The sequence below is a fragment of the Streptomyces sp. ActVer genome (assembly GCF_027270795.1).
GTDB classification, from domain to species: domain Bacteria; phylum Actinomycetota; class Actinomycetes; order Streptomycetales; family Streptomycetaceae; genus Streptomyces; species Streptomyces umbrinus_A.
This window is the reverse complement of sequence record NZ_JAPWHT010000001.1, coordinates 31,853-57,687: the sequence shown is the minus strand read 5'-3', so window position 1 is coordinate 57,687 and position 25,835 is coordinate 31,853. Positions and strand designations below refer to the sequence as shown.

26 protein-coding genes and 3 pseudogenes are annotated in these 25,835 nt (G+C 67.0%); 18 read left to right on the top strand and 11 right to left on the bottom strand.

Going from position 1 to position 25,835, the window contains the following annotated elements:
- Window positions 1-5 precede the first annotated feature (5 nt).
- From O3Q52_RS00315 to O3Q52_RS00285, 8 genes and pseudogenes are all read left to right on the top strand, one after another.
- The gene (locus O3Q52_RS00315) at window positions 6-1,193 is read left to right on the top strand and encodes a CaiB/BaiF CoA-transferase family protein (RefSeq protein ID WP_266531850.1); all 1,188 of its coding nucleotides are present in this window, start codon (window positions 6-8) and stop codon (window positions 1,191-1,193) included.
- On the top strand, window positions 1,190-2,080 hold the full coding sequence (locus tag O3Q52_RS00310) for an enoyl-CoA hydratase/isomerase family protein (RefSeq protein ID WP_266531849.1): 891 nt from the start codon (window positions 1,190-1,192) through the stop codon (window positions 2,078-2,080). Before O3Q52_RS00315 ends, O3Q52_RS00310 begins: the two co-directional genes overlap by 4 nt.
- On the top strand, window positions 2,077-3,291 hold the full coding sequence (locus O3Q52_RS00305; protein WP_266531848.1) for a hypothetical protein: 1,215 nt from the start codon (window positions 2,077-2,079) through the stop codon (window positions 3,289-3,291). Before O3Q52_RS00310 ends, O3Q52_RS00305 begins: the two co-directional genes overlap by 4 nt.
- 11 nt (window positions 3,292-3,302) lie before the next feature.
- Complete coding sequence (locus O3Q52_RS00300; protein ID WP_266531846.1) at window positions 3,303-4,295, top strand: MDR family oxidoreductase; 993 nt, start codon at window positions 3,303-3,305, stop codon at window positions 4,293-4,295.
- A gap of 18 nt (window positions 4,296-4,313) precedes the next feature.
- Window positions 4,314-4,850, top strand: a pseudogene (locus O3Q52_RS54350) (hydroxymethylglutaryl-CoA lyase); the annotation flags it as partial.
- 85 nt (window positions 4,851-4,935) lie between these two features.
- Window positions 4,936-5,877: pseudogene (locus O3Q52_RS54345) on the top strand (CaiB/BaiF CoA transferase family protein); the annotation flags it as partial.
- Entirely contained in the window at window positions 5,828-5,989 is a 162-nt protein-coding gene (locus O3Q52_RS00290) for a hypothetical protein (protein ID WP_266586793.1), read from the top strand. The pseudogene O3Q52_RS54345 and the gene O3Q52_RS00290, both read left to right, overlap by 50 nt.
- A gap of 12 nt (window positions 5,990-6,001) precedes the next feature.
- Entirely contained in the window at window positions 6,002-7,630 is a 1,629-nt protein-coding gene (locus tag O3Q52_RS00285; protein WP_266586795.1) for an FAD-dependent monooxygenase, read from the top strand.
- A gap of 423 nt (window positions 7,631-8,053) precedes the next feature.
- Here the strand turns inward: O3Q52_RS00285 and O3Q52_RS00280 are convergent, their stop codons facing one another.
- Complete coding sequence (locus O3Q52_RS00280; RefSeq protein WP_266586797.1) at window positions 8,054-9,301, bottom strand: winged helix-turn-helix domain-containing protein; 1,248 nt, start codon at window positions 9,299-9,301, stop codon at window positions 8,054-8,056.
- 380 nt (window positions 9,302-9,681) lie between these two features.
- Here O3Q52_RS00280 and O3Q52_RS00275 point away from each other — a divergent pair, with 380 nt between their 5' ends.
- A complete protein-coding gene (locus O3Q52_RS00275) occupies window positions 9,682-11,220 on the top strand; it encodes a class I adenylate-forming enzyme family protein (RefSeq protein WP_269646744.1) in 1,539 nt (512 codons plus the stop codon).
- 287 nt (window positions 11,221-11,507) lie between these two features.
- On the top strand, window positions 11,508-11,906 hold the full coding sequence (locus tag O3Q52_RS00270) for a hypothetical protein (protein ID WP_269646743.1): 399 nt from the start codon (window positions 11,508-11,510) through the stop codon (window positions 11,904-11,906).
- 639 nt (window positions 11,907-12,545) lie between these two features.
- Here the strand turns inward: O3Q52_RS00270 and O3Q52_RS00265 are convergent.
- From O3Q52_RS00265 to O3Q52_RS00255, 3 genes are all read right to left on the bottom strand, one after another.
- Complete coding sequence (locus O3Q52_RS00265; protein WP_269646742.1) at window positions 12,546-13,466, bottom strand: SDR family NAD(P)-dependent oxidoreductase; 921 nt, start codon at window positions 13,464-13,466, stop codon at window positions 12,546-12,548.
- A 94-nt stretch (window positions 13,467-13,560) separates the two neighbouring features.
- Window positions 13,561-13,974, bottom strand: a complete 414-nt coding sequence (locus tag O3Q52_RS00260; RefSeq protein WP_266586805.1) for a Zn-ribbon domain-containing OB-fold protein — start codon at window positions 13,972-13,974, stop codon at window positions 13,561-13,563.
- Window positions 13,975-13,987: 13 nt separating this feature from the next.
- Complete coding sequence (locus O3Q52_RS00255) at window positions 13,988-14,833, bottom strand: enoyl-CoA hydratase/isomerase family protein (protein ID WP_269646741.1); 846 nt, start codon at window positions 14,831-14,833, stop codon at window positions 13,988-13,990.
- 56 nt (window positions 14,834-14,889) lie between these two features.
- On the opposite strand from O3Q52_RS00255, the gene O3Q52_RS00250 reads away from it, so the two are divergent.
- Window positions 14,890-15,321: a MaoC family dehydratase N-terminal domain-containing protein gene (locus O3Q52_RS00250; RefSeq protein ID WP_266531833.1), complete on the top strand. Its 432-nt coding sequence runs from the start codon at window positions 14,890-14,892 to the stop codon at window positions 15,319-15,321.
- The gene (locus O3Q52_RS00245) at window positions 15,318-15,749 is read left to right on the top strand and encodes a MaoC/PaaZ C-terminal domain-containing protein (RefSeq protein WP_266531832.1); all 432 of its coding nucleotides are present in this window, start codon (window positions 15,318-15,320) and stop codon (window positions 15,747-15,749) included. Before O3Q52_RS00250 ends, O3Q52_RS00245 begins: the two co-directional genes overlap by 4 nt.
- A 780-nt stretch (window positions 15,750-16,529) precedes the next feature.
- On the opposite strand, the gene O3Q52_RS00240 is transcribed toward O3Q52_RS00245, so the two are convergent.
- The 4 genes and pseudogenes from O3Q52_RS00240 to O3Q52_RS00225 form a co-directional block, all read right to left on the bottom strand.
- Complete coding sequence (locus O3Q52_RS00240) at window positions 16,530-16,778, bottom strand: hypothetical protein (RefSeq protein ID WP_266586811.1); 249 nt, start codon at window positions 16,776-16,778, stop codon at window positions 16,530-16,532.
- A 19-nt stretch (window positions 16,779-16,797) separates the two neighbouring features.
- Window positions 16,798-17,166 (bottom strand): annotated as a pseudogene (locus O3Q52_RS54070) (ISAs1 family transposase); the annotation flags it as partial.
- Window positions 17,100-17,717 carry a transposase family protein gene (locus tag O3Q52_RS00230; protein ID WP_266586813.1) on the bottom strand — a complete coding sequence of 206 codons (618 nt, stop codon included), beginning with the start codon at window positions 17,715-17,717 and terminating at the stop codon, window positions 17,100-17,102. The pseudogene O3Q52_RS54070 and the gene O3Q52_RS00230, both read right to left, overlap by 67 nt.
- A gap of 167 nt (window positions 17,718-17,884) precedes the next feature.
- Window positions 17,885-19,687, bottom strand: coding sequence for a class I adenylate-forming enzyme family protein (locus O3Q52_RS00225; protein WP_269646740.1), 1,803 nt, complete (start codon window positions 19,685-19,687; stop codon window positions 17,885-17,887).
- A gap of 689 nt (window positions 19,688-20,376) precedes the next feature.
- Here O3Q52_RS00225 and O3Q52_RS00220 point away from each other — a divergent pair.
- The 3 genes from O3Q52_RS00220 to O3Q52_RS00210 all read left to right on the top strand — a co-directional run bounded on the left by O3Q52_RS00220 (window position 20,377) and on the right by O3Q52_RS00210 (window position 23,365).
- On the top strand, window positions 20,377-20,640 hold the full coding sequence (locus O3Q52_RS00220; protein WP_266586815.1) for an acyl-CoA dehydrogenase family protein: 264 nt from the start codon (window positions 20,377-20,379) through the stop codon (window positions 20,638-20,640).
- The gene (locus tag O3Q52_RS00215) at window positions 20,637-21,782 is read left to right on the top strand and encodes an acetyl-CoA acetyltransferase (RefSeq protein ID WP_266586817.1); all 1,146 of its coding nucleotides are present in this window, start codon (window positions 20,637-20,639) and stop codon (window positions 21,780-21,782) included. The genes O3Q52_RS00220 and O3Q52_RS00215 overlap by 4 nt, the downstream gene beginning before the upstream one ends.
- A 215-nt stretch (window positions 21,783-21,997) precedes the next feature.
- A complete protein-coding gene (locus tag O3Q52_RS00210) occupies window positions 21,998-23,365 on the top strand; it encodes a TetR/AcrR family transcriptional regulator (protein WP_269646739.1) in 1,368 nt (455 codons plus the stop codon).
- Window positions 23,366-23,600: 235 nt separating this feature from the next.
- Here O3Q52_RS00210 and O3Q52_RS00205 read toward each other — a convergent pair whose 3' ends face one another.
- A complete protein-coding gene (locus O3Q52_RS00205; RefSeq protein ID WP_266586821.1) occupies window positions 23,601-24,536 on the bottom strand; it encodes an amidohydrolase family protein in 936 nt (311 codons plus the stop codon).
- A 212-nt stretch (window positions 24,537-24,748) separates the two neighbouring features.
- Between O3Q52_RS00205 and O3Q52_RS00200 the strand changes: the two genes are divergently transcribed.
- Window positions 24,749-24,880: a hypothetical protein gene (locus O3Q52_RS00200; RefSeq protein ID WP_266586823.1), complete on the top strand. Its 132-nt coding sequence runs from the start codon at window positions 24,749-24,751 to the stop codon at window positions 24,878-24,880.
- A 38-nt stretch (window positions 24,881-24,918) separates the two neighbouring features.
- Here the strand turns inward: O3Q52_RS00200 and O3Q52_RS00195 are convergent, their stop codons facing one another.
- On the bottom strand, window positions 24,919-25,092 hold the full coding sequence (locus tag O3Q52_RS00195; RefSeq protein ID WP_269646738.1) for a hypothetical protein: 174 nt from the start codon (window positions 25,090-25,092) through the stop codon (window positions 24,919-24,921).
- 243 nt (window positions 25,093-25,335) lie between these two features.
- Between O3Q52_RS00195 and O3Q52_RS00190 the strand changes: the two genes are divergently transcribed.
- Window positions 25,336-25,539 (top strand): hypothetical protein, encoded by a 204-nt coding sequence (locus O3Q52_RS00190; RefSeq protein WP_266588554.1) that lies wholly within the window; start codon window positions 25,336-25,338, stop codon window positions 25,537-25,539.
- On the opposite strand, the gene O3Q52_RS00185 is transcribed toward O3Q52_RS00190, so the two are convergent.
- Window positions 25,536-25,613: a hypothetical protein gene (locus O3Q52_RS00185; RefSeq protein WP_266531854.1), complete on the bottom strand. Its 78-nt coding sequence runs from the start codon at window positions 25,611-25,613 to the stop codon at window positions 25,536-25,538. The two genes, O3Q52_RS00190 and O3Q52_RS00185, sit on opposite strands and share 4 nt — an antisense overlap.
- Here O3Q52_RS00185 and O3Q52_RS00180 point away from each other — a divergent pair.
- Entirely contained in the window at window positions 25,578-25,784 is a 207-nt protein-coding gene (locus tag O3Q52_RS00180) for a hypothetical protein (protein ID WP_269646765.1), read from the top strand. The two genes, O3Q52_RS00185 and O3Q52_RS00180, sit on opposite strands and share 36 nt — an antisense overlap.
- Window positions 25,785-25,835 lie beyond the last annotated feature (51 nt).

Below are 25,835 nucleotides of genomic sequence, written 5' to 3'. Positions count from 1 at the left end.
AGCAGGTGGAGTCTGCACTGGCAGGTATCCGCGTCGTCGACATGAGCGCCACGGTGATGGGGCCGATGGCGAGCCAGCTACTCGGCGACCACGGTGCTGACGTCATCAAGGTCGAGTCACCGGCTGGTGACACGACACGGAGTATTCCGCCGATGCAGAACCCCGAGATGGGCTGCACATTCCTGCAGCTCAACCGGAACAAGCGCAGTGTCGTGCTCGACCTCAAGATCGAGCGGCACATGGAGGCGATGCGCGACCTCCTCGCCGGCGCCGACGTGTTCATGTATTCGGTGCGCCCGCAGGCGATGGCCCGGCTCGGCCTGGGGCCCGAGGACCTCGCCGAGCTCAACCCCAAACTCATCTCGGTCAGTCTCGTCGGTTTCGGCGAGGGCGGCCCCTATGCCGGCCGACCAGCGTACGAGGACCTCATCCAGGGCCTCACCGCCGTGCCCTCCCTGCTGGCCCGCACGGGCTCGCCGGAGCCCGGCTATGTGCCCACTTCGTTCAACGACCGCGGTACGGGTCTGTACGCTGCGCACGCCATCGTGACCGCCCTGTTCCACCGCGAGCGGAGCGGGGAGGCCCAGCACATCGAAGTGCCGATGTTCGAGTCGATGGCCCAGTTCGTGCTCGGCGACCACATGGGCGGCATGGCCTTCGAGCCGCCCATGGGTCCGCCCGGATACCCGCGCACACTCACCGCCGAACGGCGCCCCTACCAGACGGCTGACGGCTACGTATGCGCGATCATCTACACCGACAACCACTGGCGGTCCTTCGGAGAGCTCGTCGGGCGGCCGGACCTTCTAGATGACCCGTACTTCGCCGACTTCGGCGTTCGCACCACCCACGCCGATCACACGTACGCCTTCGTGCGCGAACAGCTGGCCGCGAGGACCACCGCTGAGTGGCTGGGGGTGTTCGAGAAGGCCGATATCCCGGCCACGCCGCTGCACACCCTGGAATCGATTTTCGACGACCCGCACCTGAACGCGGTCGGCTTCTTCCAGACCACGGAGCACCCCACGGAGGGCCCGCTGCGCACGGTGCGCGGTCCGGTCGGCTGGTCCAAGACGCCTCCGGGCCTCCGCCGGCACGCGCCGCAGCTGGGCGAGCACACCGTGGACGTCCTCGTCGAGCTGGGCTATGGCAAGGACGACGCCGCGAAGATCAAGAGGGAAGGCGGGCGGTGAGCGCCCTGGCCAGCTCTGAGAGCGACTCCGGCTACGCCCATGTCGCGTATCACGTCGAGGACGGGGTCGCGCACGTCCGCCTCAACCGGCCCGACAAGCTCAACGTCCTGGGCTTCGGCCCGGACGGCAGCCGGGCCGAGATCCTTGCCGCCCTGCAGCGTGCCGACGCCGACGCGTCCGTCGGGGCGATCCTCGTGAGCGCGGAGGGCCGGGCGTTCTGTGCCGGCGGTGACCTGACCGGGGCGCCGCCGACCGACAGACCGTACGACGTCACGGAGATGGTTGCGGAGGTCGACCGGTTCCACGCCGGCATCCGAGCCGTCCGCAGGCCGATCGTCGCGGCCGTGCACGGCCTGTGCCTGGGGGCGGGCCTGGGCTTGCTTGCCCAGTTCGACCTCGTCGTCGCGGCCGAGGACGCCCGCTTCGGTCTCGTGGAGGGCCGTATCGGCCACCCGGGCGCCACTGAGCTGGTGCCGCTGATCGGGCCGGCGTGGGCGAAGTTCCTGATCCTCACCGGAGAGCTGATCGACGCCTCCGTGGCCGAACGGATCGGGCTCGTCCTGGCCGTGGTCGCACCCGACGCGCTGTCGGTCCGGGCGGGTGACCTCGCCGCACGGATCGCGGCGACGCCCCGGGAAGCGGCGATCCTCAACAAGGCCGCGGTCAACGCCACCGCGGATGCCATGGGGCGTACCGACGGCCGCGCGGCCGGGCGTACCCGCGACGTGGTGACCGTCTCGAACGCCCGCTACGCCGAAGCTCCTGATGGCCGGCGCTTCGCCGACATTCTGGCCACGGAGGGCGTGACCGGACTCAAGGCGGCCCGCGACTCCCAGTTCACCGGGAGCTGGCTGCCGACTCCGACGAGCATGAAGGAAGACCAGTGATCCTCGACGTTCTCCAAGGGGACTTGCAGTACCAGTACATCGCTCTCGACTACCCCGAGCATCGCTCCTTCAACGAGGTGTACGGCTACGCCGGCAGCCAGGGCATGGTCCATGTCGAGGGCGTGTTGCTCAAGCCGCGCACCGGCACCTCGAAGACCGTCTTCTTCTTCATGCATCCGGTCACCCCGATGGACGCGCTGCCCGTGCCGCGGAGCCTGGCCGAGTCCGGTGTGCACGTGCTGTGCGGACGCACCCGATATTTCAAGAACGACGCGGCCCTGATCTTCGAGAAGACGCTGCTCGACTTCGGCGCCTGGATCCGCTACGCCAAGGAACAGCTCGGCTACGAGAAGGTGGTGCTCGTCGGGTGGAGCGGTGGTGGCTCCTTGTCGATGCTCTACCAGTCGCAGGCCGAGAATCCCACGATCGTGGATACGCCGTACGGCGACCCGGTCGATGTCGTCGGTGCCGGGCTCATACCCGCCGATGCTGTGGTCTTCCAGGCCGCGCACGCCTCCCGGGCGCGGGTGCTGCTGGAGTCCCTCGACGCCTCGGTGCGCGATGAGCTCAACCCCGAGGACCGCGACCCGCATCTGGACCTCTACCGGCCCGAGAACCTGGCCAGTCGGCCCTACAGCGCAGACTTCGTCGCGGAGTACCGTGCCGCCCAGCTGTCCCGGATGCGCCGTATCACGGCGACCGTGCGTGAGCGCCTCGAGATGCTCGAGAACCGCGGTGGCAAGGAGATCGAGGGTGCCTTCGTCGTCCACCGGACCGAGGCCGACCCGCGCTGGCTCGACCCGACCCTGGAGCCCAACGACCGTCGGCCGGAGTGGTGTTACTCCGGTGACCCCGAGACGGTCAACACCGGACCGGTCGGCGTCGCGCGGTTCTGCACGCTGCGCTCGTGGCTGTCGCAGTGGTCCATCGACGACACCCGCGCCAGGGCCGAGGTGTGTGCCGAGGACGTCACGGTGCCGTTCCTCACCATCGAGAACAGCGCCGACGACTGCGCCCCGGCGGCCCATGTCCATGAGGTCTTCGAGGCGGTCGCCAGCACCGACAAGGAGTACAAGGTCGTCAAGGGAGCCGACCACTACTACGCGGGCACCCCCGAACTGCTCAAGCAGACAACCGAGCTGACCCTCGAGTTCGTCGCCAAGCGCGGCCTGCTCGACCTCAGTCCTCCCTCCCCCACCCGACTTCGCTGAAAGGCGCCGCAATGAACGAACCCTTCACCGCACTGGTCGTCGACGAGACCGACGGGAAGCGGGTGTGCGACTTCCGCCGGCTCAGCCTCGCCGACCTGCCCGAATACGACACCCTGATCGAGGTCGAGTACTCCTCGCTCAACTTCAAGGACGGCCTCAACGTCTCCGGCGCCCAGAAGATTGCGCGGCGCACGCCCCTGATCGCCGGCGCCGACCTGGCCGGCACCATCGTGGAGACCACAAATGCCCAGTGGAGGGTCGGCGCCAAGGTCGTCGTCAACGGCTGGGGCATGTCGGAGACCGAGTCCGGTGGCTACACCCGCTATCAGCGGGTCAAGAGCGAGTGGCTCGTCGAGATCCCCGAGCCGTTCAGCACCCTTGATGCGATGGCGATCGGCACAGCCGGCTACACCTCAGCCCTGTGCGTCGACGCACTGGATGCCTGGGGCGCACTGGCCGGTGGCGATGTGCTCGTCACCGGCGCGGCCGGAGGCGTAGGGTCGGTCGCGGTCGCACTCCTTACCGCGGTCGGAGTGCCCGTGGCGGCCTCGACCGGGCGCCCCTCCGCGCACGAGTTCCTCACGGAGCTGGGAGCCGGGACGATCGTGGACCGCAACAAGCTCCTCGAGCCCGGGCGCCCGCTGCAGAAGGAGTGCTGGTCCGGGGTAGTCGACACCGTCGGCGGTGTCACCCTCGTCAACGCGCTGTCGCAGACCGTTTACGGCGGCGCCGCTGCCGCCTGCGGGCTGGCCGGTGGCAGTGACCTAGTCGGCGCGACCGTGCTGCCCCACATCTTGCGCGGGGTTGCGCTGCTCGGCGTCGACTCCGTGATGGCCCCCCAGGCGAAGCGTAAGGCTGCTTGGAGCCGTTTGGCGCGCGACCTCAAGCCCGATGTGCTCGCATCGTTGTCCCGGGTTGAGCCGATGTCGGCGCTTCCGTCACTGGCGCCGCAGATCCTGCAGGGCCAGGTCCAGGGTCGCGTCGTCATCGACGTCACGGCTTGACGATTACAGGTTCGAGACATGGCCGCACGCGAACCGTCGGTGACACAGCGAGAGGGGCGGGGGATGCGCGTCGAGATCGTCGAGGTCGGACCTCGCGATGGGCTCCAGAACGAGAAGGCGCCGCTGTCACCGGAGGACAAGGCCGAGTTGATTCGCCGCAGCACCGCGGCGGGTCTTCGCCGGGTCGAGTCGGTGAGCTTCGTCAGCTCCAAGGCAGTTCCGCAGATGGCGGCCGCCGAGGAGGCCATGGCGCGAACTGAGCGGGTGCCCGGTGTTAGTTACAGCGGCCTGGTCCTCAACCCCCGTGGACTCACGCGCGCCATCGAGACCGGAATGGACGAGGTGAACGTCGTTCTTGTCGCGAGCGAGACCCTCAGCCAGCGCAACCAGGGCGCCACCATCGGGCAGATGGTCGGGCGCTGGCGCCAGATCGTCGCCGAGGCCAACGGCGCCGTTCCGCTTTCCGTCGCGATCGCAGCCGCGTTCGGCTGCCCTTTCGAGGGCGAGGCCGACCCCGAGCTGGTCGCCCGCCTCGCGGGAGAGGCGTACGACGGCGGCGCGGTGGAGATCTCCCTGGCCGAATCGATCGGAGTCGGCGTACCGGCCCAGGTCCGCGCTCCTTGGCGACTTCGGTGCCGAGGTGATCAAAGTCGAGGCACCTGGCGAGGGCGACGCGATGCGCGGCTGGGGTCGGGTCAAGCCTCAGGGCTTGTCGCTGCACTGGCCGATCATCGGGCGCAACAAGAAGTCCATCACGCTCAACCTGCGCAGCGCCCAAGGCCAGGAGATCGTGCGCAAACTCGTCGCGCAGGCGGATGTGCTCGTCGAGAACTTCCGGCCCGGCACCCTGGAGCGGTGGGGCCTGAGCCCCGAGGAGCTCTGGAAGGTCAACCGTGGCCTCGTCGTCACCCGCGTGACGGGATACGGCCAAACGGGCCCCTACGCACCCCGCGCCGGCTTCGGCGTCGTTGGCGAGGCAATGGGCGGATTCCGGTACGTGACCGGCGACCCGGTGACGCCACCGGCCCGAGTGAGCGTCTCGATCGGGGACGAACTCGCTGGCACCTTCGCGGCCCTTGGCACGCTCGTCGCGCTCCACCACCGGCAGAACACCGGCCGCGGGCAGGTCGTCGACGCATCCCTCTACGAGTCCGTGTTTGCGATGATGGAGGCGCTCGTTCCCGACTGGGAGGTCGGCGGCTACCAGCGCGAGCGGACTGGCTCGATCCTCCCGGGCGTCGCGCCGAGCAACGTGTACCCGGCGCTCGAAGGGTCGGTGCTGGCCGGCAACCGCGACACGGTCTTTCAGCGGCTTACCGAGGTGATGGGCCAGCCCGAGCTTGCCGCGGACCCGAGGTTCGCCACCCATGACGCGCGCGGTGCCAACTCCGAGGAGCTGGACCGGATCATCTCCGCTTGGAGCAGTCCGCAGGAATCCGGTCACCTCCTCGACGCGCTCCACGAGGCTGGTGTCCCCGCCGGACTCATCTACCGCGCCAAGGACATGCTGGAGGACCCGCACTTCAAGGCACGTGAGTCGATCGTCCGGCTCAAACACGAAGTGCTCGGCGAATTCCCGATGCGTCCGGGCCCTCGGTCCGGAGCTCGGCGAACACAACACCGCCGTCTACCGCGACCTGCTGGGCCTCAGCGACGACGAGGTCGAGGCGCTGCGGACCGACGCGATCATCTAGCGAGGAGCCGTCATGAGCAAGCGCATCGACACCGCCGTGATAATCGTCGGCGGGGGGCCCGTCGGCCTCACCCTCGCCTACGACCTCGGGCTCCGGGGCGTCCCGTGCGTCCTCGTCGAGGCCGACGCCGGGACCGGACTCGAGCTACTCGCCAAGGCAGGGACCTTCAACGAGCGGACCGTCGAGTACTTCCGGAAGATGGGCGTCGCCGACGACATCATCAACGCCGGGTTCCCGCTCGACTACCCTCGGGACACGCTCTACGTCACCTCGCTCAACGGCTTCGTGCTCGGCCGCGACCCGCTGCCCTCGGCGAAGGATCGCATACCGTTTCCCGAGACGAGGGAGATCCCCGCGCGCTGCCCGCAGTACGTTTTCGACCCGCTGATGGCCGGCAAGGTCCTCGAACTCGGCATGACGCAGGTCCTCTACGGCGCTGTCTGGCGCTCGATGTCCGAGGACGCCGAGGGCGTCACGTCGGTCGTCGAGGGCCCCGACGGCGAGCACCTAACGGTCCGCTCGAAGTACATCGTCGGATGCGACGGCGCCGGCAGCACCGTCCGCCGCGCAGCGGGCATCGCCTTCGAGGGCAACGATCTCGACTACTCGGTGAGCGCGATGATCGAGTTCGAGGCGCTCGAGGACCTGCACCCTCACGGCCGGGCCGAGCGCTTCATGTTTGTCGGCGAGGACGGGAAGACCTGGGCCAACATCACATCGGTCGACGGCCGGAAGCTATGGCGGATGACGCTCGTCGGCTTCACCGAGCGCCAGCAGCCCGACAGCAACGACTACGACGCAGCCATGCGCCGTGCCCTTGGCACCGACGAGGGCGACTGGATTCTGCACCGCGTGATGCCGTGGCGCCGCAGCCACTACACGGCCGAGCGCTTCGCGCAAGGACGGCTGTTCCTTGCCGGTGACGCCGCCCATACCACTTCGCCCACCGGCGGACACGGCCTCAATACCGGTCTCGGCGACGTCAGCGACCTGGCGTGGATGCTCCAGGCGCTCATCGAGGGCTGGGGTGGCAGATCGCTGATCGACGCCTACAACGCCGAGCGTCGGCCGGTGGCGATCCGCAACGGCAACTTCTCCAGTCGCAACTACGGCGCGTGGGTCGAGGAAGCCAAGTGGGACCGGCTCTTCGAGGACTCGCCCGAGGGGGAGAAGCAGCGCCGGGCGCTGGGGGACCAGATGAACGCCCGCCTGCAGCCCGAGTGGCACTCCTTCGGGGTGGCGATGGGCTATCGGTACGACGAGTCGCCGATCGTCGTCGGTGACGGGACGCCTCCGACTCCGGACGATGCCAGCGTCTACGTGCAGACCGCTCGCCCGGGGCACCGTGCCCCGTTCGTGCGGTTCGCCGATGGCACCGCCACCATCGACCTGCTCGACCGTGACGCCTTCACGTTGCTCGTTCTCGGCGACGAGCCCGCGTCGGCCGACATCGGTCGCGCGGAGGCAGCCGCAGCGGGTCTCGGCGTTCCGCTCACGGTCGTCCGAGTCAGTGAGCCGGCCGTCGCCGCAGCCTACGATCGACCGTGGGTGCTGGTGCGCCCCGACGGCATGGTGACCTGGCGCGGCGACGAGTTGCCCGACCCCCGCGACCTGCTGCTGACGGTCACCGGCCATGCCTGAGGATCAGTACGCCCCAGTGGACGAAGGCGTCGATCATGTCCAAGGCATCGTCGCGCTGCTGTGGACGCCCTCGTCCGCTCAGGTCTGGATCTCTACACCACAAGGACTTCGCCCGCAGCGCCGGGTATCCGACGGTGATCGCCCACGGGATGCTCCAGGCGCCTTGCCGGCGACTTACGCAACCGGCCTACTCGGTGCCGCGACCGTGCACCGCTTCGGCGTTCGGTTCCGCTCTCAGGTCTTCTACGGCGACACCCTCAACTGCTCGGGAACCGTCGTTGCCGTCGAGGAGGGGCCGAGGGCGGCCTGGCCACCGTAGAACTGCAGCGAGGCAGCACACCGGCGAGTCGTGATCACCGGGACTGCCGACTTCTTCCTGGCGTGACCCGTGGATCACTGGGTCCAATGATCCCGGTGACAGCGTCAGATGGCGGCGAGCGTGCCGTCCGGCTCGCCCAGGTGGCGTGGAAACAGGCCGCTGAGAACGGCTCCGGCTGCCTCCAGCACTATGCACTGCAAAGGCGTGAAGGGGCTGTCGGAGCGTCTGACGAAGCCGACCTGGCCCCAGGTGCCATGGGCATCGGCCAGGGGAATCGAGAGGATCGAGGGTACTTCGGTTTCGGCCAAGCGCGTCAGCTTTACCGTCGCCGGATAACGGCGCTTGAACTTTGTGATGTCGACGACTCGCCGGATCGCCCGGGTGTTGAAGGTGTCGGCCGAGAGGTATCCGCCGTCTAGCGGCACGCCTGCCGCTACCGAGGTCTGCCACTCCTCCGGCATCCCGGCCTGCGCGACCAGATCCAGCAAGTTCGAGCCCGGGCGCCGGGCGAACACGGCCGCACCGTCACACAGGCTGTCGTCGGCCGCGAGGTCAACGAGGGCCCGGCATGCCTCAAGCCGGCTGTGGGTGGCGAAGAGCGACTGGATGAGCGTGCTCAGACGATCTTCCCAGGTCGCCACGTAGTTGCTGTCCTCCACACCGGTGCCCTTCTTCTGATGGGCGGCCAGTTCCGTGACGGGCTGGTCGAAGCTGTACCCGATGCCGCGCGCCGCGCGGATGTAGCGACGCTCACCGGAGGCCTCCAGCTTCTTGCGCAGTCGGTTGATCTGCAGGCGCAGGGCGTTGCGGTCGTCTGTGTGCTTCCAGTCCCAGACCTCCTTGAGGATCTCGTGGTGCCGGATCGCGACGAAGGGCTGGCCCATCAGCACGCGAAGCAGGTCGAACTCGGTGGGGGTAAGGCTGACCTGCTGGCCGTCAACCGTGACTCTGCGAGCCAGCAGGTCGACCCGGAGGCCCGGGCTCTCCAGGAACCGCAGCTCGGCCTGGTTCGGGATGGCTCGGCGCAGGAGCGCGTCGGTGCCGGCTCGCAACAGATCGCCGGAGTAGCCCTGCTCCAACACCAGGTCTGCTCCGGCGTTGAGCAAAGTGGGCTCGGACTGCGTGCCAGGCGACGACAGCGCGACCATGGGAGCCCGGGAGAGCGGCCTCAGAAGCGACACGGTGCCGATCGCCCACGGATCCGAGGTGCCGGCGACGAAGAGGAGTCCGAAGTTGCGCACCAAGACCAGCCACGATGCCCGGTCCAGGTCGGTGGTGCACACGCACTTCCAGCCGATGGCAGCCAAGGCGCTGGATGTGGCCGCGGCGCCGAGCTCTGTGTCCGCGACCACGAGGGCCGTTCCGCGGTGGCCGCCATTTGGCGCGGACGATCTAGTGGGCACGGTCGGGCCTAGCGGGGGCGCAGGGCGCGGATTGGTACGCCGGTCGTTGTGCACTGAAGCCTCCGCGAACTCGACGGTGAGTGGCGTGCGCCATAGCCAGTATGGCCATATCTGACAGCGTGTACAAGGATCTGCAGGTCGGAGACGACCGGCTGAGCCGGTGGTCTGAGCAACCGGGGTCTCGGTATGTGGGTTGAGCACCGACCGGCATTCTTCGTACATGTAGGGGGGATGCCGAACTGCTGGCGAGGCTTCTCGCGCCCGGGCGCCCGTCCTACAGTGCCGAGGGGAGGAGCGCGGCTCGATAACTTCGTTCGGAGAGGAAGTTCATGCAGCATGAAACCCTCGTGGTGAGCGGCGAGTTCGACACCGTCGACCATCTGTTGGCGGCGGCGGCCGCCCAACAGGGGGAGCGCGACGCGTACGTCGGTCCCGACGATCGGATGAGCTTTGCAGAGTGGCATCTCCGCTCCGACCTGGTGGCGGAGGAGCTCCGCCGACGCGGTGTCGGCCGGGGCGACGTCGTGGCGCTCGTGATGCCCAACTCGTGTGACTTCGCCGTCGTGTTCGCGGCGATCGCGAAGCTCGGTGCTGTCACCACCGCACTCAACACTCGGCTCGGGCCCCAGGAGATGGAGGCGATCGCCCAGACATGCTTGCCACGGCTGGTGGTGCGTGATGGCACGCTGGCCACCCCGCCGCTGCCCGGCGAGCCGCGGTCCCTCCTTCGCTCCGAGCTGGCGGGGATCTACGCTCGCGTGGCGGTCGACCCGCCGCGTGGCCAGTGCAACCCCGCCGACCCGGTCGTGATCATGTGGACCAGTGGTACGACCGGGAACCCCAAGGGCCCCTACCTTGACCACCGCAACCTCAAGGCCGTCTCCGACGCTGCCGGACCGATGAGCACACCCGGTGACCGCAGACTGGTTCCCACACCATTCCCGCACGCCGGCTACATGGCGCGCCTGTGGGACCAGATCCACCACCTGACGACCGTGATCATTGGCGTGATGCCATGGTCGGTGGACTCCATGCTGCGGCAGATCGTCGAGGAGAGAGTCACGGTGATCGGCGCCGTACCGACCCAGTGGGAGAAGCTTGTTCAGTTTCCCGGCATCGACGAGCTCGACCTCGGCTCCGTCCGCGTGGGGCTCAGCGCGACCGCTCCCGCACGACCCGAGTTGGTGGAGCGGGTCAAGGAGGTCCTCGGCTGCCCGCTCGTGGTCCGCTATGCGATGACGGAGAGCCCGAGCATCGCCGGCACCCGACCTGAGGACCCGCCGGAGGTGCAATTCCGCACCGTGGGCCGCCCCCAAGTCGGCATGGAGGTTTCCGTGCTGGCCGACGAGGGGGAAGTCGGCATGGTCCGCATCCGTGGGGCCTGCGTGATGCGCGGCTACTGGAACGACCCGGCACGGACGGCGAAGGCATTCGACTCCGAGGGCTGGCTGCTGACGGGCGATCTCGGCTATCTCGATGCCGACGGCAACCTCGTGCTCACCGGCCGCTCCAGCGACATGTACATCCGCGGCGGCTACAACGTCTATCCCGCCGAGGTGGAGAGCCTGTTGGTCACCCACCCGAAAGTCGCCGATGTCAGCATCGTCGCTGCTCCGGCGCCGACTATCGGTGAGATTGGTGTTGCCTTCGTGGTGCCGGTACCCGGTGAGACGGTCACCTTGGATGAGTTGCGGGAGTTCGTACGACGAAACCTGGCCGACTACAAGGCGCCGGACGTTCTGCATGTTATCCAGGAGCTGCCGGCGAACGCGATGCACAAGATCAATCGGAGCGCGCTGCGCGAGTTGGCGAAGGCCTCCGTGACCACCGAGACCGCCCCGGCATCTGCCGCCGGCGTGGGCCGCTGATCGACAGGAGGAGCAAGTAGTAAGAGTCGAAGCACCCACAGCGGTCATCGTCGCGGATGCCCGCACGCGACGGGCCGGCTGCTCCGCGGTCTGTCCGGCTAGAGCCCGCCACCGATCTGGGTGGAATCGCGAACCGGCGGGAGAAGGCCAGGATAGGCGGGGACCAGGTCGACTACGGCGTCGTCGGCACGTCATCCAGGCCGGATGCGGGCAGAACACCGCTCGACGGTCGCCGTCAAGGGCGGTAACGCGATGATGATGCCGGCGGTGACACTCATCAAGGTTGCGTGGCCAGGGTGAAGGCGATCGCCACCGCCGACCAGATGATCCGTGTCCGGGAGCATGATGTCGTCGCTGTCGGCGGCATGCAGTCGATGAGCCAGGCCCCGCACCTGCTGTCGAAGTCCGGGACCCGCTTCAAGTACTGCTACACAATGGTGGTCGACACGATGGCCTACGACGCGCTCTTCGACCAATTCACCTACCAGGCGATGGATGAGGCAGGCGACGAGCCGACGCCACGTCTCGGGTGCGGCGTCGGTGGGCGCGCTCGGCGCGGAAGCCGTCGAGCATCAGGTACAGGTGGCGGCGCCATGCGTGCGGGCGATCCCGTCGGGCGCCTCGATGATCCGGCTGTGGGACCAGATGACGAAGGCGAGGTCCACGGGTACCAGGTCGGGTCGTAGGCGGCCCTGCTCTCGCGCGCGTTCGACGATGCGCACGCCGGGTCATGGATCCGGGTCTGCTGGCTGGCCAGGCAGACGTTCTCAGGCAGCCGGATCGAGGCGAAGTCGTTGAGGCCCCGGTCGCGGGCCTGGAGTTCGCACATGGTTTCCAGGAACAGGCACAGCCCTTCCCACACGTCGTCCATGCTCAGGGCCTGTTCCGCGGCGGCGACCCAGATCGCGAGCTTGCGCCAGCGAAGACCTCCTGCACCAGGCACAGTTGGCGACCTGCTCCAGCGACGCCTGCATCATGCGGCCGGCGGCGACCACATCCGCTCCGGCGTGGCGTTCTCGCAGCTGAGTTACTGGGTCAGCGACCTGCCAGGCGCGGTGGTGGTGGCCTACGAGACCGGCCGACCGGCTTCGTACCTGTACCGGCACCTGACCGCAGCCGGGATCGGGTGCGAGGTCGCAGCAAGCGGCCTTCCAATCGGTGAAGTTGATGCTGCGTAGGCAGTTTGTCCGCCCTGTTCCATGGAAGCCCACGGTTGAGCGAATTCGTCGACCGGACCTCCGTCGGGGGAGAACGAGCCGTGTCTTACCGACCGGTGGTCAGCAGGCTGCGCCACCTCCGGTCACGGACCTTCTCCCACCGCGCGGTCAGCCGCCCAGCCGGAGTCCACGCGCTCGTGTCCCGAAGATCTCGGTGCCGAATACCTCACCGAGTCTGGTGGCATCCCAGCGCCGCTCGTTGCTGCAGGCGACCGCGTCCTCGGTCCATCCGCCCATGAGATAGATCTTGTCGCCGATTGCTCGGATGACCTGTCCGGAGATCTGGCTGGCCTGTTCGCTCGCGAGCCACGCGACGACAGGGGAGCAAAGGGAGGCGTCCAGGGGATCGAAGGAGTCCTCGGGACGTTCGTCCGGCTCGGGGACGACGTCATCCTTGCCGGACGCGGAGAGACGGGTAAGGCCACCGGGCCCGATCGCATTGACGGTCACTCCGATGCTTGCCAGTTCCAGACTGAGGGTCAGCGTCAGGCCTGCGATCGCCGACTTGGCGGTCGCGTAGTTCGACTGGCCGAAGTGACCCAGGAGCCCGGCACCGGAGACCGTGTTGATGATGCGGCCGTACGTCGTACCCGTGGAGGCTTTGGCGTTCGTGCGCCATCGGCGGGCGACCGAACGGCACGCCAGCCACGTTCCGCGGACGTGCACGCGCATCACCAGGTCGAAATCGGCGACCGGCATGTTCCAGATGGCTCGATCCCGCACGATGCCGGCGTTGTTCACGAGGATGTCCACGCGCCCGTACTCCGTCCAAGCCCGATCGACCAATGCCTCGACCTGGTCCTCGTCGCCGACATCGCCGTAGTCCGCGATGGCTCGTCCACCGCGTGACCGGATGATGTCGACGACAACGTCGGCGTCGCGGCCGGATCCGTCGCCGGAGATCGTCGTCCCGAGGTCGTTGACGACGACGGCCGCTCCTTGCTTGGCCAGTTCCAGGGCATGACCCCGGCCGATACCGTGCGCGGCTCCCGTGACGATGGCGACCTTGCCATCCAACAGTCCAGGCATGAGGTGGTGATTCTCCTTCTTGTCTTGTCACCTTGTGGTGACACGGCCGGTGTGGTCGCCAGCGTGCCGGTGATGCGGTGAGGACAGCGCGGACTCAGGCAGGTACGAAGACCGGAGCCGACAATGTTTCGTCGAGCGGCTCGGCCCGGACGGTCAGAGCCATCCCGATGTGGAGGTCCTCTGGAACGCAGTCCACGATGGTGGTCATCAACCGGGGCCCCTCCTCGAGCTCGACGAGGGCGGCTACGTACGGGACGCGATCGGCGAACGGCGGCAAGTCGTTGACATAGACCGTGGAGAACGTGTAAAGCGAGGCGCGGCCACTGGCAGGACGGGGCTCGACGGCGCAGCTCCAGCAAAACGGGCAGAAGGGACGCGGGTAGTGGTGCACCCGGTCGCAGTCCGTGCAGTGGGCGATGAGTAGGACGCCACGATCGCGGATCGCGTCCCAGTATGGCTGTGTGTCCGGCTCTACGGTGGGCAGGTCCCGGCGGTCGGCACGAGTCACGAGAGATCCTTTCTCACACGCCACGGAAAACGGGCGCGCGATTCTCCAGAAATGCGGCCACGCCCTCCGTGGAGTCGATGGAGTGGCTCTGTGCCTCCTGCATCAGACCCTCGAAGGCGAAGGAGGACGCTCGATCCTGATCGAGGGCGACGTTGAAGAGGCGTTTGGTCAGCGCGAGTGCGGTGGTGGGGGCCGCGGCCAACCTGGTGGCCAGTGCGGAGACCGTGGATGCCAAATCGTCACCGGACACGACCCAATTGACTAGTCCGAGCCGCAACGCGTCCTCGGCCGGAAGACGGTCGCCGAGCAGGGCCAGTTCCTTGGCCTTGCGCATGCCGAGGTGACGAGTGAGCAGGTAGGCGCCGGCCGCGTCGACCGTGATGCCGCGCAGAACGAACGACTCGATGAAGACCGCTTCCTCCGTGGCGATCACGAAATCCGCCGCGAGGGCCAGGTGAGCTCCCATCCCCGCCGCCGCACCCTGGACGACAGCGATCACTGGCTTGTCGCAGTCCAAGACGGCAGCGATCAGCTGCTGGGCGCCGCCCATGATTCGCCTGCTGACCTCCCCGACAACCGTCTCGGCGTCTGTTCGGCGGAGGCCGGTGACGTCCGCACCGGTGCAGAAGTGCCGCCCCGCGGCACGCAGGACGACGCACCGCACGGCGGCGGTCTCGTGTGCGCTCTGGAGTAGCGCGATGACCTGCTGCCGGTCCGACGGTCGCAACGCGTTGCCCTTGGCGGCCCGGTCGAGGGTGATGGTCAGGATCCCATCCGACAGCTCCGAACGGATCGAAGCGTGCGCTGCCTCTTCGTCAACCACATCGGCCTGGGTGTCCACTGCCTGGTCGTCGTTCATGTCAGCTATTCTGGCATCATCGTCACTTACTAGGCAACCAATGAGGGAGAAACCGCGTGACTGAGGCCCCACATCTGACGCCACCGTCATTTGAGTTCCCTATAGAGCTCGGGGCGGTGCGAGCGTTCGTCCAGGCCATGGAGTCGGGAAACCCCGCTTTCGCGGGAGCTGCCCCGGTCGTTCCGCCGACCTTCCTGGTGACGTCGCACCGTTGGTCCACGAAGGAGAACCGGATCGACCATGGCATCCCGAGGGCCCGGCTCCTGCACGGCGGGCAGGAGTTCCGTTTCCACGGGGAACCTCCCCGGGTCGGCCACACCCTCACCGCCCGGGAGCAGCTCACCGAGCGTTACCAGAAGCAGGGCCGCCGCGGCGGCACGATGGAGTTCGTCACCGTGACGACCGAGTTCCACGACCAGTCGGGAAGGCTTGTCGCGGAGATGAGCGCGACCTACATCGGTACAGCGCCGAAGGGGGAGCACGCATGAACGTCGCCACACCGGAAGTCGGTCAGCGTGCCGAGCCACGTACCTACGGCCCCATCACGTCAGAGACGATCGTGCGCTACTCGGCAGCATCAGGAGACCTCAATCCGATGCACTACGACAAGGATTTCGCCCAGCAGGCCGGCTACCCGACCGTGTTCTCGCAGGGCATGAACTCCGCCGCGCTCCTGGGCTCCTTCCTCTCTGATTGGTTCGAGCCGGCCTGGATTCGGCGATTCGGGGTCCGGTTCCGAGAGTTGGTCTGGCCTGGTGATCTCCTGGAATGCTCGGGGGAGGTCGTCGCGGTCGCCGCGGTCGAGGGAGGTAGCGCCGTTACCGTTGAGCTTCGGCTTCGTCGTCAGTCGGGCGAGACAGCTCTCGAAGGCTCCGCGGACCTGTTCGTGCCGGAGTCCGCGGCGTCCACAAGCTGACCTACGGCGGACGCGGCGCCATCCGGACCGGGCGGCGCCGCGTCCCCCGCCTCGCTCGCCCAAGCGCAGCGTCTGTGACGGTGCCCGGCCTGCAGCCGTACCAGGCGGCTCGGTCCCATTGCCAAGCTGGACATACGTCATGCCGTGCTGCTTGGCCACGCCGGCAGGCACGTCGAGCGCTTCCCAGATCGCCTTGATGGTTCCCTGCACCGCGTCCGACCGGCGTGTGGCGATTGTCCCTGCCAGCGTCTCGGCATGGACCAGAGGTCCCTCACGGGCGGCCACCTCGCTGACCAGTCCCAGACCCATGGCCGTTCTGGCCCTGATCCGTTCGTCGTTGCCGACGGGGGCGCAGCGCAGCACGTCGCCCGGCGGGCGCGATGCAGCCTGCCGATCGGCTCCGGTGCCGAGACGATGCCGACGCCGGCATGCGGGTCGAAGAAGGTCGCCCCTCCGAGGCGATGACGATGTCGGACTCATTGATGAAGTACATCCGGCCGCCTGCGGCCATGCCCTGAAAGGCGACAACAACACGCTTCCAGACGTTGGGCGCGTGGCCCGAGCCACTGACCCGGGTCCATCTGGTTGAAGATCGGCTCCTCCAACCACCTCGGTCCTTCATCGGGGTCGAGACCGGTGCAGAACGCTCGGCCGCCAGCCGCCCGGCACGACCGCGTGGATGTCTTTGTCTCCTCGGACCTCCGCCCAGGCAGCGGTCATGTCCAAGGTCATCTGCCGGTTAAGCCGTTCGAGCCGGTTGAGCGTGATCGCAGGGCTTGATCAAGCTCCGTAGCTGTCCGGATCGTTGGTGATGCCCAGGATGGGGAGTGCTTGGTGGGGCTCGTCGCGTATCGCCCGGGTGGTCTTGGCGATGTTGTCGGCGCCGAGGGTTTTCAGCACGCCGATGGAGAGGTTGCGGAGGGTCGCCAGGGCCCGTGGTGCGGTCCCGGCGTGGACGGTGGAGGCCTCCTCGGCGAAGGTGACGTCCCTGATGTGGTGCGAGGAGTTCGCTGGTGACGGCGTAGACACTCTCACGGGTCTCGCGCTTGCCGGTGGGCTTGCGGCGGCGGTGGTCGCGGATGGCCAGGCGGGCGTGGGGAAAGGCGATTCCGCCGAGTTCGTCGGCGATACCGCAGGTCTTGACCGAGCGGGACTCGCGGCGTCCGTGTCCGGTCCCGGAGGCGGTGTGCTGGACTGCGATGGACTGCCAGGGCAGAGCGGCGAGTTGGGTGTAGGCGGTGGGCTGGTTGGTCTTGATCACGGTGATGTAGCGGGCCTTCTTGGTTTCCACCAGCCAGGAGATGTTCGCCTTGACCGAGTGCAGGGCGTCGAAGGTGACGACGGTGCCGGTCAGGTCCAGCGGTGCCAGCAGCGGCCGGAAGTGCGTGGTTTCGTTCGTCTTCGCGCCGACCTCCACCTGGGCGAGGGGCACGAGGGTGCCGTGGGTGACCGCGGAGAGCAGATGCCGGCGCGTCGCGGTGAGACGGGCTGATCCCTTGAGTGCTTTGCGTCGACGGCGATCGCGCGCGAGCGCCCGGACGCGGAGGGCGACGCCGCCTGGGCGGGTTGGGTGGCGGCCCGGTGCCGGTCGGCCAGGCAGGCGCCGACCGCCCGGTCCAGGGCGTCACCGTCAACAGCCCCCAGCACACGGCCGATCGTGGCCGACGCCGGAGCGCGCCGCCATCTGAGCAGGTGGCGGCGGATCCCGATCACTGTCAGGACTGCGTTCGAAGCACGCTGGCCCCACTCGGCGAGTTCATCGATGCTCCTCGCTCCCGAGACGGCCGCGCACGCACACACCAGCAGGATCGCTGTGAATGAGTACCACCGGCCCCGGCGGGCGCGCGGGTCGGGCACGGAATCGAAGTACGGGCGCAGGTCGGCAATCCGGCCGGTGTCCAGCGGCCCCAGTTTCACCAGCACGGCAGGGATGGGAGAGGATGCAGCAGCAGGCACGGGCCACCTCATGATCATCGGGCTTAGACACCACAATGATCACGAAGCCCGTGCCTGCTCTGCTATGCGCCCCAACCGGTCACAACCCGATCAGCCGCACGACCCCGGAACTTGCAACCGCCCTGGCGTGATCGTGGCGACGCTCGCGGCAACTTCGAACAGCATGGTCTCGTATCGCATCAGACAGTTCCTGCTTGCGGGATTGCCTCGGTGCGGTGGAGCACTGCGTCTTTGATCTCCTTCTTCATCAGCTTTCCAAGGGAGTTCACCGGTAGTTCGGCGGCCGTCTCGAGCTGGACCGGGAACTTCCGCCGGTTCACGCCGCGCCCGTCCAGGAAGTCGCACAGCGACTGGAGGGAGGGCGGCTCGCCGGTCGGTACGATGACCGCGCAGACGCGTTCGCCGGTCTTGTCGTCCGGGAGGCCGATGACGGCGACCTCCCGGACGGCAGGGTGCTCGGTGAGGGCCAGCTCGAGTTCGCGCGCCGAGATGTTCTCCATGTTCCTGATGATGATGTCCTTGAGACGTCCGGTGACGATGAGGAAGCCTTCGTCGTCGATGCGTGCCAGGTCGCCGGTGCGGAAGTAGCCATCCTCGTCGAAGGCCTCCGAATCGAGGTTCGCGTCGACGTAGCCAGCCATCAGCGAGTTTCCGCGAACGCGGACCTCGCCCGACTCTCCTGGTGGCACGGGGGCGCCGTCTGGCGTGGTGATCTTGAGACAGACGCCACTGGGTCGGCCGTCAGCGACCGTAAGGTGCGCGAGGCTGTCGTCGAGGGTTGCCATGCTGATCAAGGGCATCTCGGTCATGCCATAGCCAGAGACGATCTTGGCTCCGAACGTCTCCATCACCTGCTCGTGCAGGGCCTTGGCGCGGGGGGCGCCTCCGATCAGGAAAGCCCTCAGGTCGGGGAAGAAGCGGGTCTCTGAATTCTGCCGCTGGACCTCCAGGAAGCCCTGGACGAATGGAAGACCGGAACAGCACAGAGTGGTACCGGCGGCCGTAAGATGCCGAGCGGTCTCGAGGGGCGCGAAGCTCTCGGTGACCACCAGGTGAGCCCCCGACCGTACCGCGCCGAGGAAGAACACCAATCCCCCGATGTGGGCGACCGGTGCGATGGAGGAGATGACGTCGTTCGGACCAGGCGACACGGCTGCGCAGAACGTTCGCGCGGCGGCGACGAGGTCGCTGTCGCGGTGGCGGGCTCCCTTCGGGACCGCCGTGGTGCCTGACGTGTAGTAGAGCCAGCGCACGTCGTCAGGAGCCGCCCCGCGGGCGCGGGGAAGCGGGGCGGAGGAGCCATGGGGAAGCGCTGATTCGAGTACCAGCGCTTGGAGACCCGGCACCCTGCCCTCGAGCCGACGTGCCATCGACGCATGGTCGTACCGTGGCTGGCTCTCTGGCACCAGAAGGAGGGCAGAACCCGCCTGCCGAACCATGAACTCGACGTCCGGTTCGCGCAGCGTTGTGACCAGCGGGTTTTGGACGGCACCGAGGCGCGAGAGTGCTACCGAGACCAGGAGTGCGTTGATCGTGGTCGGTAGTTGCCACGAGACGACGCTGCCCTCGCGAACACCTCGTGCGTACAGCCAGGCTGCGACGCGTTCGGCCTCGTCGGCGAAAGCCCCGGCGCTGAGGGTCCTGCCGTGCTCATCCGACACGAGTGTTGAGCCTGGATCAAGATCCGCACGGTGGACGAGTGACTCCCACAGCGTCGGCGACCATTGTCCGTCCGTCGCCGGCAGAGCTTCGGATGTTCCCTGCGTCTGAGTTCCTGCTGAACGCCCTGCCCTCATGTCTGCGTCGGCCTTTCGAATGTCATCCGGCAGTGTCGTGGGGAAGTAACTCCAGTGCAGTAGATAGGATGTCAGATCTTGGAACCGATGTGGTGGCCTCCCGGGACGTCCGGCTCCTTGGGAGGCGATGGTGGTCAGGTCACGTTCGAAGCCGGCGACCGAGCGGCTCACCGGCTCGATCAGCAACCACGTGTGAACCCTGCGCCGCCGTACTCGGCGAGTCGAGTCATCACCTCGGCCGGGCGCTAACCAGCGGCGGCACAGACCACGTTGATCTCTGCCACTTGCTCCGCGAGGACCGAGAGGGGGTCGAGAGTCGGCGAGCTGGTGACTGCGGCCGGTTCCGGGCTTTGCGGCAAGGGCATCCAGCCCTCGCCGAGTTCCGACGCACGTCTCCGTGCTGCGGCCGTTGCCGCCGAACCAGATAGGCGGTCCGCCCGGTGTGAACAGACGGGGCATCGCTCGCCCACTTGGAATATCGTAGACACTGTTGTCAGATTTGTCTTCTACTTGTGGCGTGCGACGAATGGGCGCCCAGGGCGGCGGCCGTGGGGGAGCTGGGCGTCTCGATGGCGAGATGAGTCGCCAGCCGTATGGTTGTGACGCAAACGCGGATCTGACAGTATGTATATCAAATCGAAGGGAAGTGGCCGGGGAGTCAACTGTGCCTGGGCACCGTCGACCGGTCTTCACGCGGCGGGCCGCAGACCATGAGCGTGCCAACGAACCTGCTGCACACGACCTACGCCGTCGGCCAAGGCGTCAGGTCGTCGTCTGATGCTGAACCGTCCGGAACGGCGCAATGTGCTTCGTCTTGCCGACCGGTGCCTACCAGGCCGAAGCACGCGTGCGCCGATACGGCGATGCACGGCGAGGTGAGCAGGTCCCAGCTCCTGTATGCCGCCGCCGAGTTCCGAGCCGGACACGGGGGCGTCGCCTATCAGGCCTCCGTCGCCCGCGTGATAGCTGCACGGGCGGCGAGTGACAACGCGCGAATGGCGATCCAGCTGCATGGAGGAAACGGCTACACCTGGGAGCACGACCTCCACCTTGCCGCGAAACGAGCAACTGTCCTGGCGCTCCAGCTGGGCAGCAGAGACCTGCACTTGTCCCGAGTGCTGGAAATGGAGGACGCGTGACTCGACGGGTAGCGATCGCGGGAGTAGGTCTTTCGGGCGTGGGAGACGACCAGCTGACCAACCCGTACGCGCTCATCAGCGAGGCCGCACGACGAGCTGTCGAGGAGGCCGGACTGGCTCCGAACGAGATCGACGGGTTCGCATCGACGGGTCTGGGCGCCCTTCCTCCGGTCGATGTTGCGGAGCATCTCGGTATCCGGCCGACGTGGATCGACTCGACCGCGGTGGGTGGTGCGGCCTGGGAGGTGATGGCCGCGCACGCTGCGGACGCGATTTCCCTGGGCAGGGCCGACGTGGTCCTGCTCGCCTACGGCTCCTCCTCCCGTTCGGACATCAAGAACGGTCTGCGCACGGCCACCTTGGACTGGGGGTCGCGAGGCCCGTTGCAGTGGGAAGCGCCGTATGGCCACACCGTCATCAGTAAGTACGCCATGGCCGCGCGACGACATATGTACGAGTACGGCACCACTGCGGAGCAGCTGGCCGAGATCGCGGTCTCGGCCCGTTACAACGCCTCGCTCAATCCGGACGCGACGTTCCGCGTTCCCTTGACGGTGGAGGAGGTGCTCGCCGGCAGAGTCATCGCGGACCCGTTCACAAAACTGCAGTGCTGCATCCGTTCCGACGGAGGCGCCGCGTTGGTCCTGGTGGCTGAGGACCGCATGCAGGATCTACCTGGTCTGCCGGTGTGGATACTCGGGACGGGGGAGGCCATCTCCCATATGTCGACGAGCCAATGGGAGGACGTGACGGTCGGACCCGCGAAGATCTCGGGCACTCTTGCATTCGAACGAGCCGGCGTCACGCCGCAGGAAATCGATGTGTGCGAGATCTACGACGCCTTCACCTCCATGCTCCTGGTGAATCTCGAAGACCTGGGCTTCTGCAAGAAGGGCGAGGGCGGGGACTTCGTCCAGGACGGCCGGCTGCGCGTCGGCGGGGCGCTGCCGACGAACACCGATGGAGGTGGCCTCTCCGCAATGCATCCGGGTCAGCGTGGGCTCTTCCTGATGGTTGAAGCGGTGCGCCAACTCAGGGGGCAAGCCGGTGCTCGCCAGGTAGCGGATGCCCGATTGGCCTGCGTAAGCGGTACAGGAGGATGGTTCTGCTCGAGCGGCACCATGATCCTGGGAGCCGACTGACGAGGACGCCATGACGGAACTGCCAGCCGGATGAAAGCGACACCTGTTTGTGTAGATGGACTCCGTTCCTGTTCGAGCATGAGTGGCGTCGAGTCTGTCCGGCCTAGCGGTGCCCTGGCTTGCCGCTTACCACTTCCACGGTCTGACACCCTATACACTTCAGGGCGAAGGCTCTCGGTCCGCTCGACAGTCGCTCAGCGGAAAGGAATCAGACAATGGAACGGCGTCCTAGTTACGGTCCGAACAGCATCACTATCGGGGACCGCGGTGCAACCACGGTCGGAAACGTCCTGCAGACCGCACTGGCGCTCTTTGGTGAAAAGGGATTCCACAATACGACGATCCAGGATATCGCCGACCAAGCCGGGATGTCTCGCGCTACGCTCTACCAATACTTCGAGAGCAAAGAAAGAATCTTCATCGAACTTCTGGAAGAATGCGGGGCGTCACTGCTGGACCTTGCTCGCCACCTAGAACCGCTCAGCGCCACGGAGCGAGGCTTCAGCAACCTTCGATGGTGGCTCGACCGATGGGCTGAGGTATACGAGCGGTACGAGATTTTGTTCCGCGAATGGTCGAATATCGACACTCCGGGAGCGCCGGTACGGCCCCTGGTAGCAAAATTCAATGAAACGTACAACACGCGGATAGCGGATTGGCTTTCGAGTAGCGGCGTCAAGGGAGTCGATCCCCGTGATGCCGCCAACATGTTGACGAGTCTGATCATTTATCTCAACTATGCGGACCATGCGAGCAAGGAATCCGGCAGCGGTACCCGGCTGCCGAGTGAGGAGCTGCGTTACTACTTCTCCGTATCACTGCAGCTCATGCTTTTTCCGGAGACTCCAGTGGACGTGACACGCGGGGATCGTACCGTGCCACGGGCATGGAAGAACCACCGTATCACCGGCAAACTTGCCTCCCGTGATCTGGGGCCGATGCCCACCCCATACTCAGACCGGGTCGCCGGCCTGACCGCTCGAGCCGTCCAAACGGTGAACATCCTGATGCGCGCAGGTGGGGAATGCTTCGCCGAGTTTGGATACCAGAAGACCAACATCGACGACATCGTTCGTACGGCCGGGTTCGCGCGAGGGACCTTCTACAAGTACTTCGACACCAAGGTTGAGCTACTGGAAGCCTTGGCCGAGATGTGTGCCCGCGACCTGATCGCTGGTGCGCTTCGCCTCGAACGTGTCAACGAGAATGACTATACGAACGACTTCAAGGAGTGGGTGCGCACCACACTGAAGGCGAGCAGCGAATATCGTGGGGTGATTCGCGCCTGGCGGGAGCGGAGGCCGGCAACCACTGCCATGGAAGGCATGCGCGCGCATGTGGCCACGTCCATTCGGCGAGCGCTCTTTCTGGCACTCAGCCGATCACGGCGAGGCCATCCCATGCACCTGAGCGCCAGCCGAATCTTTGTCGGCGGTGTCTTCGATCAATTTCCCGACACATTGGTGCTCCATTACACCGACCCGTCGCCCGAATATCTGGAGACCCTTATCGCTGACCTGCTGGACCGGGCGATCCTCGGGTTCACCGATGAAGCCAGGCACTCGCCCGGGCCTCGCGAATGAGGGCTCGCGCCCGGGGACGGGCCACTCGTGCCCCGTTCCGAACGCAATCACGGCGAAGGTTAGCCAGGACTGGGCCGAGCGCGCTGTGACAACTGGGGGCACCATGATGCCGCCGTATGTCTCGGCCGTGCTCAAACACCGGTCCCGCCGTTCACGGCCGACCTGAGTCAGTTGTCCGCCGCGTGCCAGGCTCCCGGCCATTACCGGAGCAGCCCCGCGGGCTGGGCTGCTCCGGTCAGGTGGCGAATCGAGGGAAGAGGAGTTCGGCGTTGCGGTGTTCGATCGCCTCGCGGTCGGATTGGGTGAGGTCGGCGGTGTCCAGGAGATGATTGAAGTATGCGGTTCCTGCAGTGCCGGCGTAGGGCCAGTCGCTGCCGTAGAGCACGTGGCCGGGTTCAGCGAACGAGGCCAGCAATTTCAGGGCGTCGTGGCCGGTCGACAAGGCGGTGTCGAAGTAAAAGCGTTTGAGGCCGGCCAGGATGGCGTCGGGGGTCGTCGGAGTGGACTTCGGCGAGCTGAGAACCGGGATGATTCCGGCGAAGCGCTGTGCCGCGTAGGGCAGGAATCCGCCCGCATGGGACAGGATGACCTTGACGTGCCGATGGCGGTGCATCACTCCGGAAACCACAAGGTCGACGGCGGTACGAGCAGTGTCGAACGGGAAATCGACCACCGCTGGGCTAAGGCCGTGGAGGGGTCGGAGTCCGGTGGCCGTGGGGTGGATGAAGACCACGGCCTGGCGACGATCGAGTTCTTCCCAAACCGGTTCCCACAGCCGGTCGCCGAGGTATATGCCGACGGCGTTGGACATCAGCACCACCCCGTCTGCCTGCAGGGTGTCGAAGGCGTAGCCGACCTCATCGAGCACGCTGGCGGGATCGTGATCAGCCATGGGCAGGCTGGCGAAATGTCCGAACCGGTCCGGGCGGTTCTTGACCAGTTCTGCGGTGAACTCGTTGATTTCCCGGGTCAGTCGGGGACCGCCTTCGTCGGCAGCGGACGGGAGACCTGGCGCCGACACTGACATCACCGCTGCGGCGACACGGTGATCGTCCATCCACGACAGCGTGGACGCGGCCGACCACTGCGTAGACGGGCCCGCGAAACGTTCGAAAGCGGGGGGAATCACGTGATGATGAACATCGAGCCGGCCCGATGTGGGTGTGGCCATTAGTTCTTCCTCTCAGTAACACCGACTTGTGACGCGACGTGGGAGCCCCCGAGTGCCGGCGAGTGCGACTGCCCACGGGATTCGCCCCGCGGAGGCGGGTAGCTCGGCAGTCCGCTCCACGACCAAGACCTTGTGTGGCTACCCGCCCCGAGCGTTTGCAGTAAGTTTTTCAGTAAGTATTACCGTAAGCATTACGGCACTACCGTACCACTGTGAGTCAATCCCGCAAGCCGACAAGGCACTCGCCTCCTGTGCTGGTGAGCCCCGTGTCGGCCGATGTCGAAGAGCTCGCCGTGGCCGCGGACGCCTTGTTCGCGGACACGGAGGACGCCGGCAAACCGTAGGGGGGCATCCCGCACGTCGGGGTCGTGCTGGTGGCGGGTCAGACTGTTGAGCGCCATTCTGGATGGAGCTGAGGGCCGGTCTTGGCGTCATTCCCGGTGGGGACCAGGGAGATCGGCTGCGGCGAGTGACAGTCGTTGGTGTGCGACGACAGCGTGAACGCCGACACCACGCCGCTGGCCACCGCACCGTGGATGGTCCACTTGGTGTTCACGGTGTCGCCGCTGCCCCAGATTGAGAGTTCCGGCCCTGGTGATCTGTGCAGGCGGCAGACTGCAACACCAACTCCCCCTGCCCGGTGGCGGCGCGGCCGGGGATGCTGCCTGGATGAGCCCAGGACCGTGCCGTGATCATAGTGCTGGACGTGGCACAGGCCCGCGCGGATGTGGCCGCGGGCCGGCTGGCCTGTGCGTGCGGATGACCGTAAGCCCCGTGGGGCTTCGCCCGGCCCCGCACCATCCACCAGGCCGACGGTGCGGGGCTGGTGGTCCGGCCCACCCGCGTGCGCTGCCGCGGCTGCCAGGTCACGCACGTGCTGCTCCCAGCCGTCTGCGCGCCACGCAGCGGGTACGCCACCGACGTCATCGGCCCGGCACTGATCGCCGGCGCTCTGGGCGCCGGGCACCGCGTGATCACCGCCGAGCTGCAGCTGATCCGCTAACCCCATTCGTCGTCGGGTATGCCGAGGACGGCAGCGTCATGGACGTCCGGGTGACGCTGGAGCGCGGCTTCGATCTCGGCCGGGGCGATGTTCTCGCCACCCCGGATGATGGTGTCGTCGGCACGGCCCCGGGCGAACAGATAGCCGTCCGTGTCGAGATGTCCTCGTCGCGGGTGGCGAACCAGCCGTCGGCGTCGGTGACCGGGCCGCTCCCGCGGCACTCCCCCGCGACCGGGGACCCCTGACGTGAATCGTTCCGACGGTGCAGGGCGGGCAGGGCCAGCCGTCCGCGTCTC